Below are 14608 nucleotides of genomic sequence, written 5' to 3'. Positions count from 1 at the left end.
GATGGCAAACGCTGCTCAATCCTGCCGGCGCGCTTCGAGGATCAGGCGCAGCAGGCGGCCGAAGGCGAAGCGGCTCACCTCCGTGCCCTTGATGTCGGTGTTGACGCGGTGGGTGATCACGAGGTCGAGCGAGGGAATGACGAGGCAGGTCTGCCCGCCGACGCCCTGCGCGCTGTAGCTGCCTGCCGGCAGCACGACTCCCGGGAAGCCTGCGCCGGAGCGCTCGGTCCACCACATATAGCCATAGCCGCCGCGCGGCCCGGCATCGGAGAGCGGCAGCACGCTGGTCGCGACCCAGTTGGCCGGGACGACCTGTTCGCTCTGCCAGCGACCCTGCCGCAGGAACATCAGGCCGAAGCGGGCGAGATCGCGCGTCGACATCCGGAACGGATAGGCGGGGTGAACGGAGCAGTCGTCCGGCTCCAGCCAGCCGTCGCGCCGCTCGCCGTCGAGGCGGAAATCCTCCATGCCGAGCGGGCGGCCGATCCGCGCCAGGAAATCGTCATGGATGCCGGCGCCGGTCAGCGCCGTGAAGATCGTGCCGAGCGCGTTGAAATCCCAGTTGTTGTACAGCCAGAAGGCACCCGGCGGCTGCGAATGGCGGGCCGGCTTGATCGACTTCATCCAGGGCGATTCATAGCCGGCGGGGTGGAAGATGCCCGAGCGCGCCGTCAGCAGATCATAGATCGTCGCCGCCTTCTCGCGCTCGCTGAGGCCTTCCTTGTCGTCGATGCCGAGATCGGCGAGCGTGCGCGACAGGTCGATCCGGCCTTCTTCCTCATGGATGCCGATCAGGGCGCTGAGGAAGCTCTTGCGGACGGAATGGCACTGGTAGCGATGGGCGAGATCGCCGCGGCTCGCCACCACGCGCCCGCCCTGCACGATCATCAGCGTCGCCGTCGAGATGGTGTCGGCGAAGCGCCAGGCCTGGTCGAGCCCCTCGCGCGACCAGGCGGCTGCTTAGGGCGCGACGCTCTCCCAACCGTTCACCGGCCAATGCTCCGCACGCAAGGCTTCGCCCCTCATCACTGTCTCGTCCATCATCTGATCCTCCGCAGCCCGGCCGCTCACGCGATCGGGCGATAGCCGACGCTCGCTTCGAGGAACTCGCGCGTATAGGGCTCATGCGCCCGGCCGGCCCTGACATCCCCCGCGCTCATCTCCTCGAGGATGCGCCCCTCGCTCATCATCGCGACCCGCTCGCAGAGATGCGTCACCACCGCGAGATCGTGGCTGACCATCAGATAGGTCAGGTCGCGGTCCCGGCGGAGCTGCTTCAGCAGGTTGAGGATTTCGGCCTGCACGGAGACGTCCAGCGCCGAGGTCGGCTCGTCCAGCAGCAGCAGCTCCGGCTCGATGATGAGCGCACGCGCGATCGCCACGCGCTGGCGCTGCCCACCCGAGAGCTCGTGCGGGAAGCGGTAGCGGAAGGACGGCCCGAGGCCGACGGCGGTCAGGATCTCGTCGATGCGCTCCTGAGGCCGGTCGAAGCCATGGATCTTCAGCGGCTCGGCCAGCACGTTCTGCACCATCTTGCGCGGATGCAGCGAGGAATAGGGATCCTGGAACACCATCTGCACGCGCCGGAAGAAAGCCTTGTCGCGCTTATGCGGCACCTCGCGATCCTGGAAGCTGATCGTGCCGCCATACTCGCTGTTGAGCCCGGCGAGCGCGCGCAGCACGGTCGACTTGCCGCAGCCGGATTCGCCGATCAGCCCGAAGGCTTCGCCATGGCCGAGCGTGAAGGAGACATCGTCCACGGCCTTCAGAGCCGAGGTCCCACGGCCGAAGAGGACCGAGAGATGGTTGACCGTCAGCGCAGCCGGGCGGTTAGCCGCCGGAGTCGTGTCGACAGCGCTCATGCCCGGCTCCCGCTCTGCAAGGTCGGCCCGTCCAGCCAGGCCGGGTCGCGGCTCGGCACCTGCAGCATGTCGGCCTGCCGGTCGAGGCGCGGCAGGCTGTCGAGCAGCGCGCGCGTATAGGGATGGCGGGCATTGCGCAGTTCCCGCGCCGGGATGTCCTCCATGATCCGGCCGGCATACATCACCAGCACGCGGTCGCAGAAATCCGCCACCAGATTGAGGTCGTGGCTGATGAAGATCAGCCCGGCGCCGCGCCGCGTCACCAGCTCGTCGAGGATGCTCAGAACCTGCCGCCGGATCGTGACGTCGAGCGCCGAGGTCGGCTCGTCCGCGATGATCAGGTCCGGTTCCGGGATCAGCATCATCGCGATCATGATGCGCTGGCCCATGCCGCCCGAGACCTCGTGCGGGAAGAGCTTGAAGACGCGGGCGGGGTCGCGGATCTTCACCGCCTCCAGCATGGCGAGCGCTTTGGCTTCCGCCTCCTTGCCGCCGACCTTGTGGTGCAGCCGGTAGGCCTCGGTGATCTGCTCGCCGACCCGCATCAGCGGATTGAGTGAGAATTTCGGGTCCTGCAGGATCATCGAGATGCGGTTGCCGCGGATCGTCCGCATCTGGCGTTCGCTGGCCGCGAGCAGGTCGATCCCGTCGAAGGAGAGCTTCCTGGCGGAGATGGTCGCTGCCTTCGGCGTCAGCTTCAGGATCGTGCGCCCGGTCAGCGACTTGCCGGAGCCGGATTCGCCGACGATGCCGACCTTCTCGCGGCCGACACTGAAGGAGATGCCGCGCACCGCCTGCACCGAGCGATGCGCGCCCTTGAAGGTGACGGAGAGGTCCTCGACCTCGAGCAGCGGCTTATCCATGACGCGGATCCAGGATGTCGCGCAGGCCGTCTCCGAACAGGTTGAAGGCCAGGCTGGTGACGAGGATGGCGAGGCCGGGGATGCCGGCGATCCAGCCATTGGTCAGGATGAACTCGCGGCCCGACGCGAGCATCGCACCCCATTCCGGGCTCGGCGGCTGCGCACCCAGTCCGAGGAAGCCGAGGCCGGCCGCCGTCAGGATGATCGACGCCATGCTCAGCGTGATGCGCACCACGACGGAGGGAATGCACATCGGCACGACATGGCCGAGGATGATCCGGAGCGGCGAGGCGCCCTGGAGCCGCACCGCCGCGATATAGTCGGATTTGCGGATCGACAGTGTCTCGGCCCGTGCCAATCGCGCGATCGGCGGCCAGGCGGCGAGTGCGATCGCGATGATCGCATGGTCGATGCCGGGCCCGAGCGCCGCGACGAAGGCCAGCGCCAGCACCAGGCTCGGGAAGGCCAGGAAGATGTCGACGATGCGCATCAGCACGGTATCGACCCAGCCCCCGAGATAGCCGGAGGTGGTGCCGACGATCAGCCCGAGCGGCGCGGCGATCACAGCCGTCAGCAGGGCGATGTAGAGCGTGATCCGCGCGCCGAAGACCAACCGGCTGAAGATGTCGCGGCCGAGCTCGTCGGTGCCGAACCAATGCGCAACCGAAGGCCGTTGCAGGCGCTTGGTCAGGTCCTGCGCGTAGATGTCGTGGGTCGCGACGAGGGGCGCGAACAGCGCCACCAGCACAATCAGAACGATGACAGCGAGGCCGAACATAGCGGCAGGGTTGGCCCTGAGCCGCCACCATTTCAGCGACAATTGCTGCATCCGCGCCTGGAAGGGCGAGGACGGAACGGGCGCCGCGAGCCAGGCCTTGAGGCCCCGCCCGCCGGCCTGGTCGATGGATTGTGGTGTCATGGCCATGCCTCAGCGGGTCCGCGGGTCGAAGACCCGGTAGAGCAGGTCGCACAACAGGTTGAGCGTGACGAAGATGACGCCGACCAGGAGCGTGCAGCCGACGACCGCGTTCATGTCGCCGGCGAGCAGCGCATTGGTCAGGTAGCGGCCGAAGCCCGGCCAGGCGAAGACCGTCTCGGTCAGCACCGCGCCTTCGAGCAGGAAGGCGTAGGACAGCGCCACCACCGTCACCACCTGCACGGCGATGTTGCGGAAGGCGTGGCCCCAGACCGTGCGTGCCCAGGACAGGCCTTTCACGCGCGCCGTCACGACGTATTCCTGACTGAGCTGCTCCATCATGAAGCTGCGGGTCATGCGGCTGATATAGGCGAGCGAGCTGAAGGCCAGGATCGAGGCCGGCAGGATGATGTGCGAGACGGCATTGCCGAACATCTCCCAGTTGCCGGCAAGCAGGCTGTCGATCAGCAGGAAGCCGGTGACCGGCTCGAGGTCGAACTCGTAGGTGAAGTCGATGCGACCGGGGCCGCCGACCCAGCCCAGCGTCGCGTAGAACAGCACCAGCCCCATCAGGCCGAGCCAGAAATTCGGCGCGGAATAGCCGATCAGCCCGACGACTCGGACGATCTGGTCGAGCCACGATCCACGATACATCGCCGAGAGCACGCCGAGCGGGATGCCCAGGCTGGTTCCGATGACGATCGCGACGCTGGCGAGCTCGATCGTCGCCGGGAAGACGCGGGCGATATCGGCCATCACCGGCTTGCCGGTCGTCAGCGCCATCCCGAAATCGAGATGCAGCACGCCCCAGATATAGCGGCCGAACTGGACATAAAGCGGCTGGTCGAGACCGAGCTGCTTGTACATCGCCTGATAGGCTTCCTGGGTCACGTTGTCGCCGAGCACGGCGACGACGGGATCGAGCGGCAGCAGGCGGCCGATGAAGAAGGTCAGCGCCGCCAGCCCGAGCAGGGTAACAGTGAAGGATGCGAGGATCCGGCCGGAGATCTTGAGCCAGGACGGAAGAATCCGCACCGGCTCAGAGCTCGGGCCGGACGCCGCGATGGCGGTCCGGGACATCGCGGCGGCCTTACTTGGTCGCCAGCTCGTAATAGGTTCTGAAGCCGTTCCAGGTCCAGGATTTGAGATCCTTGCGGACGCCGGCGACGTTGTTCATCTGGAACATGATGGCCATCGGTCCTTTGGCCATCGTCTCCTTCTGGATCTCGGCGTAGAGCGCGTCGCGCTTGATCGGATCGCCTTCAAGCAGCGCCGCATCGACCTTGGCATTTAGCTCCTTGTCCTGGAACGAAGCGCGCCAGCTCGGATACTGCGTCTGTTTCGCCTCGGCCCTGTTGTCGGGATTGTAGACGAGGCGGGATGCGTTGCCATGCGCATCCGGAACGCCAGTCTGCCATGCCATCATCGCCGACTGGAACTCCCGCCCGCGTACCTTACTGAAGAGCTGGGCATTGGCCATGCGCTCGAGCGAGAGTTTGACCCCGATCTTGGCGGCATTCTGCTGGACACTCTGCGCCAGCGGCGCCGAATGCGGCAACGTTCCGAAGATCAGGCTCGCCTCGAACCCAGTCGGATAGCCCGCCTCCGTGAGCAACTGCTTGGCCTTGTCGAGGTCAAGCTTGAAGGGCTGGCCTTCCTTCGCGTCGAGCGCACCGACGGCGCCGAGCTGAGCGAAGCTGGCGCGCGGCACGCCCAGATAGGTCATGATCGTCTTGCCGAGGCCGTCATAATCGATCAGGTATCGCATCGCGAGGCGCACCTTCTCCTTGGAGAAAGGCCCGTCGGCGACGTTGAAGGTCCAGAAGAAGAGCTGCGGCTTCAGTACCTTGACGATGGAGACGTCCTTGGAGCCTTCGAGGTCCTTCAGGTCCTCCGGGGTCAGGTCGCGCGCCACGTCGACATCGCCCTGGCTCAGCAGCAGGCGCTGGGTGCCGGGCTCCGCGACATGGCGGATCAGCACGCGCTTGAGTGCAGGCGCCTTGCCCCAATAGCCATCATTGGCTTCGAGCACGATCGACTCGCCGGCATTCCAGCGCGTCAGCTTGTAGGGGCCGACGCAGGCCGTGCGCGTCGCCAGATATTTGTTGCCGAGATCGCCGCCCTGTTCGTTCGCCATCAGGGTCTTCTTGTCCATCACCATGGACACCCGGTTGGCCGCGATCGACTGCAGCACAAGCGTCGTCGGATAGGGCTTGTCGAGCTTGAAGACGAGCGTGTCGTTCGGGCCCGCGACGATGGTCTGCTCGACATTGTCCTTGGTGAAGCCGAACTCGGTCAGCGTCGCCGCGTTGCCGAAATTGAGCTTGACGACGCGGTGCAGCGACCAGGCCACATCCTCGGCCGTGACGGGGTTGCCGGAGGGGAATTTCGCGCCCTTCTGCAGGTGGAAGGTGATCTCCTTGCGGTCCGGCGAGACGTCCCAGCGCGAGGCGAAGCTCGGCACGACCTTGCGCTCGTCGGCCGGGTCGAAATCGGCCAGCGTATCGCAGGTGTTCTGCAGGATCTCGTTGGTGACGACCTCGCCAACCTGGGCGGGGTCGAATGTGCTGATCGCGTCGACGTTCCACGCCATCACCAGCGCGTTCTTCGGCGTCGCAGCAACGGCCACTCCCGCGCCGGCGCAAAGGGCGGCGACTGCCGCGGCGGAAAGCAGCTCGCGTCCGGCGAGGCGTCGCTTGATTACGATCTCGTCGTTTCGGTTGGTCATGATCTCGATCCCGCTCTTTGATTATTGTTTGATTGGAAACGCATATGTCGTCCGGGAGCAGCCTTGCGGTTGCTCCCGAGGTAGCGCCGACTCAGGCGGCAGCAGCAGGCCGCGGCTTGATCGGCGGCTTCACATCGGCCGGGATCGGGCAGACATAGGGCGTCCGCGTCACCCGCTCCTGATGGTCCTTCTTGGCGCGCGCCAGCAGCGTCTCGTCGCTGATCACGTCGACCGCGGTCGCCGCCATGATCTTGGCGGCATGGACCATGCCCTTGTGCGCCGCCGGCGCCTTGCCCTGCGCCGTGATCTGCCAGGAATGGCCGGGCGTGCCGATCGCATGCGTCGCAACCCGCGCCTGGATGGTCGGCACCTTCCAGCTGACATCGGCGACATCGGTCGAGCCGATCATCGGCACGCCGCGCGTGCCCTGCGGCACGACGAAATCGCAGAGCGGCGTGTTCTCGCGCGGCGCGATCCCGGTCTTGCGATAATCGTTGAGGATGTCGGCCGGCCCTAGCGTCGCCTGGATCTTGGCCGCATAGGCCTTGTCCGCCGCGTCGAAGGGCACTGGGCCGAGCCGGTCGATGTTCTTGAACATCGCGTCTTCCAGCGGCGTATTGCCGAGCATGTTGGAGACCGCGCTCATGATCGAGATCGAGACCGTAGTCTCGGTCATCAGCGCCGCGCCCTCGGCGATCTTCTTCACGCGCTCGTTGAGTTCCAGCATGCCGGCGAGATCACGCGCGCGGATGGCGTAGCGCACCTTGGCCGAGGCCTGCACGACGTTGGGCGCAATGCCGCCGGCATCGAGATAGGCATAGTGGATGCGGGCATCGGACGGCATATGCTCGCGCATGTAGTTGACGCCGACATTCATCAACTCGACCGCATCGAGCGCCGAGCGGCCGAGATGCGGCGCGGCCGCCGCATGCGAGGCGCGGCCGGTGAACTGGAAATCCATCCGGGTGTTGGCGAGCGACAAGGCATCGTCGACCTTGGTCATCGAGGCCGGGTGCCAGGATATCGCGACATCGACATCGTCGAAGGCACCCGCACGCACCATGAAGGCCTTGGCCGCGCCGCCCTCTTCCGCCGGGCAGCCGAAATAGCGCACGCGCCCCGGCCGGCCGGTCCTGGCGAGCCAGTCCTTCACCGCGGTCGCCGCCAGCAGCGCAGCCGAGCCCAGCATGTTATGGCCGCAGCCATGACCATGGCCGCCGGCCTCGACCGGCTTCGGCTCGGCGATATTGGCCTCCTGGCTCAGGCCGGGCAGCGCGTCGTATTCGCCGAGGATCGCGATGACCGGGCCGCCCTCGCCCGCCTCGCCCATCACCGCGGTCGGAATGCCCGCGACGTTTTCGGTGATGCGAAAACCCTGCTCCTTGAGCATCGCGATATGCTCGCCGACCGAGCGGTACTCGGTATAGGCGATCTCGGGCATGCCCCAGACGCGGTCGCTCAGTGCCTCGAAAGGCTGCCGCTTGGCATCGACCAGCTCCCAGATGATTTCGGAATTCTGCATGGCTGGTATCCTTTCTACAGATGCTCTCGCAGGAAACGGGCCACCCCGCCGAAGACGGTGCGCCGGTTCTCGATCCGGGCGAAGCCATGGCCCTCATGCGGGATGCGCAGATACTCGACTCGCCGGCCGAGACCGCGCAGCACCGAATAGACCATCTCGCTTTCGCCCGGCGGCACGCGGGGGTCGTCGAAGCCCTGCGCGATGAACAGCGGCACGCGGATGCGATCGAGCTTATGGATCGGCGAAAAGCGGATCAGGTTCTCGCGGTCGGCGACCGGATCGCCATATTCGACGGCGCGCAGATATCGCCGCCACGGCCCGGTCGTCTGCAGCAGCGTCAGGAAATTGGCGATGCCGTAGAACTCGATGCCGACCTTCCAGAGTTCGGGCTGCTCGGTCAGCGCCGCCAGCACCATGAAGCCGCCATAGGAGCGGCCATAGACCGCCACGCGGTCATCGTTCACGTCGGATTGCTCGCGCAGCCAGAGCCGGACCGCCTTGAGGTCGGCGACGCTGTCCATGCGCAGATGCTTGTCGTCGAGATGGTGGTAGCTGCGGCCATAGCCGGTCGAGCCGCGCACGTTCGGCGCGATCACCATGATGCCCTGGCTCAGGAAGAACTGCAGGTCGGCCCGGAAGATCGGGGTCCACTGCGCCTCCGGCCCGCCATGGACCACGACGACGGCAGGATAGCCGCCCTCGGGCGCCTTGCCGCGCGGCCGGTAGACGAAGAACGGCACTTCGAGCCCGTCGAAGCTTTTCGTAGTCGCGACCGTCGGCTCGACGAAACCGGCCGGATCGATCCCCGCCTTCGAGGCATCCGTCAGGCGCTTGACCTGCTTGGTCGCACTATCGAAGCGCCAGATATCCGGCGACGAGGTCGATCCGTCGAGGGGAAAAACTAGCCCCGAGCCATCCGGCAGCCAGGCGACGGAGCCGATCGAACCGGCAGGAAATCCCTCGACCTCGAACTCGACCCCATCAGCGATATCGCGCACGAAGATGCGGTTCCAGCCGCGATCATTCGCGACATAGGCCAGACGGTTCTGATCCGGCGCAAGCGCCACCGCCTCGATATCCTGCCCGTCGCGCTCGACGATCCAGTTCAGCGCGCCATCGGCCGCCGAACGGAAGGCGACGCTAAGAAATTCCCGGCCCTGGTCGGTGATCGTGAAGAAGCCGCTGCCGTCCTTCTTCATCCGGCTGGCGGCATAGCGGGCGCGGCCCTCATGCAGCAGCAGCGCCTCGCGCGCGCCGCTTTCGAGATCGAGCCGGTAGAGGTCTTGATCGTTCATCGCATGGGTGGCGTCGGCCACCAGAAGCGAGCGCCCATCCGGGAAGAAGGCGACGGCCTCGCGATAGCCGCTGCCCTCGAAGACACGCCGCGCCGCCCGCGTCGCCATGTCCATCACATAGATGTCCATATGCTCGCGGTCGCGCGCGTTCGAGGCGAAGGCGATGCGCTGCCCGTCCGGCGCCCAGCAACCCCAGACATGCACCACCGTCGGATCGTCGGTCAGCGACTGCGGCACGCCGGAGGCGTCCGGTATGAGCCAGAGCTGGTGCCGCTCGTCGCCGCCGCAATCCATGGTGAAGAGCAGGTCGCGGCTCTTCGGGTTGAAGGCGATCGAACCGACCGGCTCCGGCATGTCGGTCAGGCGCCAGGGCGCCCCGCCGGCAAGCGGCCGGAGCCAGATCTGGTGCGTGCCGCTCTCGTCGCTGAGATAGGCGAGAAGCTCGCCATCCGGCGCGACGGCCGGGCTCTTGGCGCTGCGGATTTCGAGATAAGGCTCGATACCCAGGCGGATCTGGCTGGCGGCTTCGTACATGGTCGTTCCTTCAGGCCGCGAGGGCCGGCATGGAGTCGCGTAGGCGATCGGTCGCATCACGCAAAGCCAGCGACAGGGCCGGGGCGCTCGGCGTCGCCGCGTGGTTGGCCTCGGTCACGATGGTAAAGCGCGCCTCGGGCCAGGCCGTCTTCAGGCGCCAGGCCGTGCACATCGGCGTCACGATATCGTAGCGCCCCTGCACGATCTCGGCCGGCAGATGCCGGATGCGCGAGACGTCGCGCACCAACTGTCCCGGCTGGAGGAAGGCGCCGTTGACGCAGTAATGCGTGAAGATGCGGGCGAGCGCGAGCGCGGCATCCGGCTCGGTCAGGGCCGCGACATGCTCGGCATCGGGCAGGAAGGTCTGCGTCTTGCCCGAGAAGGTGCGCAAGGCGACAGCCGCCGCCAGTTGCTGCTCGCGATCAGGCCCGGTGAGCCGGCGGTAATAGGCGCCGAGCAGGTCGCCGCGCTCCGCCTCCGGCACGAAATTGGCGAAGGTCTCCCAATGGTCCGGGAAGATCGTGCGCGAGCCATGAAACCACCAGTCGATCTCGGCGCGCTCGGCCATGAAGATGCCGTGCAGGCGGAAGCCGAGGCAGCGCTCGGGGTGGGCCTGTCCATAGGCGAGACCGAGGCAACTGCCCCAGGATCCGCCCGTGACGAGCCAGCGCTCGATGCCGAGATGCTCCCGGATTCGTTCGAGATCGGCGATCAGCGCCTGCGTGGTATTGCCTGCGAGTTCCGCCGAAGGGCTGGAGCGCCCTGCCCCGCGCTGGTCGAAGGTCACGAGGTGGAAGGCCGCCGGATCGAAGGTCTGGCGCTGGGCCGGCTTGGTGCCCGCGCCGGGGCCGCCATGCAGGAAGACGACGGGAATTCCCTCGGGATTGCCGCTCAATTCGACCTGCAACGCGTGGCCGTCACCGACCGGGAGACGCAGCGAGCGGTAAGGCTCGACCACGGGATAGAGAGCGCTCTCGTCGTCAGGCACATCGGACTCCGCTGCACGGGAGCGCCGCGACGCTCCCCATGCGACCGGAGGATGGCACGCCCGAACCATCGCTGGCCAATGCATTTGGAATGCGTTGTTATGACGATCTGGAATAGTTTTACGTGAACCGACGGTGGCAAATGCTTCTTTGCTTGAAGGTTCGTGTCACGATCTCAAAGGCTTAACCGCCTGATCCCGTGCCGATCATCCTCGAACCACGTTGCGGCTTCGCCATTCGGCCAACGGCGCGCTCGGGTGAGGTGCGGACACCTGCTGACGGTCGTGTAGAATTTGCGCAGCGGAGAACCGGAAGCGGGAGCGACTTGTGCGCATCAGAGTGCTTGTCACTGGCGGTAATGGGCGACTGGCACGCGCGTTGGCGCGAACGGGCGGCTCAAACGTTCGCACGCTTTCGAGCGCGGAACTCGACATCACCAATGCCGCTTCCATCCGGTCCACACTTGATCGATTGCGTCCAGATGTTGTGATCAATGCTGCAGCGCTCAGCAGCGTGGAGGCCTCCGATACCGCCCCGGAGCGCGCGCGTTCCGTCAATGCCACCGCGCCGGGGTATATCGCCCAGGCCTGCGCCCGGCTGGGAACGCCTTTGATCCATATCTCGACCGACTATGTGTTCGGGGCCGAAACCCTCCGACCGTGGCGCGAGTCGGATCCGGTCTCGCCCCTCAACAGCTATGGCCGCCTGAAAGCGGAAGGCGAGCGCAATGTTCTAGCCGTCGGCAGCAGGGTTTGTATCGCGCGCGTCGCGTGGCTCTTCGGAGACGGCAAAGACTTCATCGCGAACCTGCTTCGGGCCGATGCCGACACGGTGAAAGTGGCGCATGACCAGACAGGTTCCCCGACCCCGATCCGCCAGCTTGCCAAGAGACTATTGGCGCTGTCTGAGCGCATGAACGCAGGCGAAGTCATTCCGCAGATGCTCCATCTGGCCGGATCGCCGCCGGTGTCGCGCGCCGATTGGGTCGCCTCGGCGTTCGAATCTCTTCGGCAAGCGGGAAGGAAAACGCCAAAATTGCTGCGGGTGCCCATGGCAGAATTCGGTGGCGGCGCCCCCCGTCCACATTACAGCGCCCTCGATTGCAGCCTCGCCGCAGAACTTTTTGGCGAAGAGCTCGACTGGCGTATTTCGACGGCGCAGCCCGAGACCTTCACCGAGCAGATCATACCGGCTTAGAACCGCCAACAGACCATCGGCAAGCGCTCACACGGCCGATCTCCGCGAAGAGGTTGAGGCCGGCGTCATGCGGCCAGCGCATGGCTGATGCTGTAAACGGGGCTCTTATTCGAATTTGTCGCAGTATAGGTTGGCTGGGCGGCTCGCTACGAAAGCTGAGCCCGCAAGAGAACGGTTGGTAGGCGATGCTCTCCACCAAAACCACGCGGCCCAACCGCCGGCAGTTCCTCTCTTCGACGGCGATCGCCCTGTTTCTCTGCTCGACCGGGCGAGGCCTTGGCGAGACAATCGCGGGCAGCCCAGCCTGGAAGCCCTTCGACGCAAGCCCGCCGCAGACGCTGGGCTCAGGCACCTGGTATTTCCTGACCCTCGATGAAGTCCGCATGGTCGGCGCGATCACCGAGCGCCTGATCCCGGCTGACGAATTGAGCATCAGCGGCAAGGATGCCGGTTGCGTCGAGTTCATCGACCGGCAGCTCGCCGGCAGCTATGGCTCCTCCGAGCGGCTCTACATGAAGGGGCCGTTCCAGCCCGGCACGCCCGAACAGGGCGACCAGTTCCCGCTCGACCCGCGTCAGCGCTACCGGCTGGGGCTCGCGGGCCTTCAGGCACATTGCCGCGAAACCTATCAGAAGGCCTTCGCCGATCTGCCGCCCGAGCAGCGCGACCAGGTCCTGACCCAGCTTCAGACCGGCGCGATCACGCTGAAAGATGTCGACGCCAAGGCCTTCTTCGCGCTCCTCCTGCAGAACACCATGGAAGGCTTTTTCGCCGACCCGATCTATGGCGGCAACAAGGAGATGGTGTCGTGGCGGATGCTCGGCTTTCCCGGCGCGCGCTACGATTACCGCGACTACATCGACAAGCATAACCAGAAGCTCGATTTGCCCCCGCTTAGCATCGCCGGGCGGTCCGAATGGCGCGTGAAGGATTGAGCCATGGCCACGAAACTGCCCGCGACGGATGTGGTGGTGGTCGGCCTCGGCTGGGCGGGATCGATCATCGCCAATGAACTGACGGACCAGGGGCTCTCGGTCGTCGCCTTCGAGCGCGGCCCCTGGCGCGAGACGGCACGCGACTTCAACATCGCCTCCGCCCCTGACGAGCTGCGCTATAGCCAGCGCCAGGAGCTGATGCTCCAGACCGCGCAGAACACCGTCACGGCCCGCAACAACCCGTCCCAGACGGCGCTGCCGATGCGCAGCTGGGGCTCGTTCCATCCCGGCAACGGCACGGGCGGCGCCGGCAACCACTGGGCCGGCATCACCTTCCGCTTCCAGCCGGAGGAGTTCCGGCTCAAATCCCATCTCACCGAGAAATATGGCGCAGGCGCCATCCCGGCCGAGCTCACCTTGCAGGACTGGGGCACGGATTGGAGCGAGATGGAGCCGTTCTACACGGCGTTCGACCGGCTTGCCGGGCTCTCCGGCCGGGCCGGCAACCTCAAGGGGCAGATCCGCGAGGGCGGCAACCCGTTCGAGGGGCCACGCTCGGAAGAATACCCGACCGGCCCGATGCGCCAGCCCTATGGGCCGACCCTGTTCGCGCAGGCCGCGAAGGAGCTCGGCTACAAGCCCTTCCCTGTTCCCTCGGCGCTGATCTCCGAGGCCTATACGAACCCGCTCGGCGTCACGATGGGGCCCTGCACCTTCTGCGGCTTCTGCACGAATTACGGCTGCGCCAACTACTCCAAGGCAAGCGCGATCACCACCGTCCTGCCGGTGCTGGTGCGAAAGTCCAATTTCCGGGCGCAGACCAATTCCGAGGTGCTGAGGGTCACGCTCGACGCCACCGGCAAGCGCGCCACCGGCGTCGTCTATATCGACACCTCGGGCAAGGAATGGGAACAGCCGGCCGACCTCGTCATCGTCACCGCCTTCACCTTCGAGAATGTGCGGCTGATGCTGCTCTCGGGCGTGGGCACGCCCTATGACCCCGAAACCCAGACGGGCACGACCGGGCGCAACTACGCCTATCAGACCGCCAACAGCGTCCAGCTCTTCTTCGACGACAAGAACTTCAACCCCTTCATCGGCGCCGGCGCGCTCGGCATGGGGATCGACGATTTCAACAACGACAATTTCGACCATTCCGGCCTGGGCTTCTTCGGCGGTGGCAGCATCCGCGTCACGCCGATCGGCGCGGCCCCGATCGGCTACCGGCCGACACCGCCCGGCACACCGCTCTGGGGCTCGGAGTGGAAGCGCCAGACGGTCAAGAACTACCTCAGTTCCATGTCGATCGGCTGCGAGGCGTCGAGCTATGCGACGCGCACCAACTACCTCTCGCTCGACCCGACCTATACCGACCGGCTCGGGCGGCCGCTGCTGCGCATCACCTTCGATTTCGCGCAGAACGACCTGAAGATGTCACAATACTGCACCGAGAAGGTCGCCGGCATCGCCAAGGCGATGAACCCGCGCCAGTTCGTGCCCCATCCAATGACCGGGCACTGGAACACCGGCCCCTATCAATCCTCGCATGTGGTCGGCGGCTTCGTCATGGGCGCGGACCCCAAGACGAGCGCGGTCAACAAATACCTGCAGAGCTGGGATGTGCCCAACCTCTTCGTGGTCGGCGCCTCGGCCTTCCCGCAGAACCCCGGCTACAACCCGACGGGAACCGTCGGCGCGCTCGCCTTCAAGGCGGCCGACGCCATCCGCCGGCTCTATCTCAAGAACCCCGGCCCGTTGGTGAGCGCATGA

12 protein-coding genes are annotated in these 14608 nt (G+C 66.0%); 3 read left to right on the top strand and 9 right to left on the bottom strand.

Annotated elements, in window-relative coordinates:
• Positions 1–15 precede the first annotated feature (15 nt).
• From GY40_RS18790 to pip, 9 genes are all read right to left on the bottom strand, one after another.
• Positions 16–906 carry a serine hydrolase domain-containing protein gene (locus GY40_RS18790; protein ID WP_282568292.1) on the bottom strand — a complete coding sequence of 297 codons (891 nt, stop codon included), beginning with the start codon at positions 904–906 and terminating at the stop codon, positions 16–18.
• A 161-nt stretch (positions 907–1067) separates the two neighbouring features.
• Complete coding sequence (locus tag GY40_RS18785) at positions 1068–1862, bottom strand: ABC transporter ATP-binding protein (protein ID WP_038365496.1); 795 nt, start codon at positions 1860–1862, stop codon at positions 1068–1070.
• Positions 1859–2725, bottom strand: a complete 867-nt coding sequence (locus GY40_RS18780) for an ABC transporter ATP-binding protein (protein ID WP_038365494.1) — start codon at positions 2723–2725, stop codon at positions 1859–1861. The genes GY40_RS18785 and GY40_RS18780 overlap by 4 nt, the downstream gene beginning before the upstream one ends.
• Positions 2718–3644 carry an ABC transporter permease gene (locus GY40_RS18775; RefSeq protein ID WP_038365865.1) on the bottom strand — a complete coding sequence of 309 codons (927 nt, stop codon included), beginning with the start codon at positions 3642–3644 and terminating at the stop codon, positions 2718–2720. The genes GY40_RS18780 and GY40_RS18775 overlap by 8 nt, the downstream gene beginning before the upstream one ends.
• Before the next feature lie 9 nt (positions 3645–3653).
• The gene (locus GY40_RS18770; RefSeq protein WP_038365492.1) at positions 3654–4721 is read right to left on the bottom strand and encodes an ABC transporter permease; all 1068 of its coding nucleotides are present in this window, start codon (positions 4719–4721) and stop codon (positions 3654–3656) included.
• 10 nt (positions 4722–4731) lie between these two features.
• On the bottom strand, positions 4732–6369 hold the full coding sequence (locus tag GY40_RS18765; protein ID WP_081925521.1) for an ABC transporter substrate-binding protein: 1638 nt from the start codon (positions 6367–6369) through the stop codon (positions 4732–4734).
• Between the two features lie 91 nt (positions 6370–6460).
• The gene (locus GY40_RS18760) at positions 6461–7891 is read right to left on the bottom strand and encodes a M20 family metallopeptidase (protein ID WP_038365490.1); all 1431 of its coding nucleotides are present in this window, start codon (positions 7889–7891) and stop codon (positions 6461–6463) included.
• 14 nt (positions 7892–7905) lie between these two features.
• Positions 7906–9720: a S9 family peptidase gene (locus GY40_RS18755; protein WP_038365487.1), complete on the bottom strand. Its 1815-nt coding sequence runs from the start codon at positions 9718–9720 to the stop codon at positions 7906–7908.
• 10 nt (positions 9721–9730) lie between these two features.
• Positions 9731–10708, bottom strand: coding sequence for a prolyl aminopeptidase (gene pip / locus GY40_RS18750; RefSeq protein ID WP_038365485.1), 978 nt, complete (start codon positions 10706–10708; stop codon positions 9731–9733).
• A 325-nt stretch (positions 10709–11033) separates the two neighbouring features.
• Here pip and GY40_RS18745 point away from each other — a divergent pair, with 325 nt between their 5' ends.
• The 3 genes from GY40_RS18745 (at position 11034) to GY40_RS18735 (ending at position 14608) form a co-directional block, all read left to right on the top strand.
• Entirely contained in the window at positions 11034–11903 is an 870-nt protein-coding gene (locus GY40_RS18745; protein WP_197062777.1) for an SDR family oxidoreductase, read from the top strand.
• A 185-nt stretch (positions 11904–12088) separates the two neighbouring features.
• Positions 12089–12838, top strand: a complete 750-nt coding sequence (locus tag GY40_RS18740; RefSeq protein WP_038365479.1) for a gluconate 2-dehydrogenase subunit 3 family protein — start codon at positions 12089–12091, stop codon at positions 12836–12838.
• Between the two features lie 3 nt (positions 12839–12841).
• A complete protein-coding gene (locus GY40_RS18735) occupies positions 12842–14608 on the top strand; it encodes a GMC family oxidoreductase (RefSeq protein ID WP_038365476.1) in 1767 nt (588 codons plus the stop codon).

It is taken from the genome of Allobosea sp. UNC402CLCol, assembly GCF_000745475.1.
GTDB lineage: Bacteria > Pseudomonadota > Alphaproteobacteria > Rhizobiales > Beijerinckiaceae > Allobosea > Allobosea spartocytisi.
This window is presented reverse-complemented; position numbering and strand designations above follow the sequence as displayed.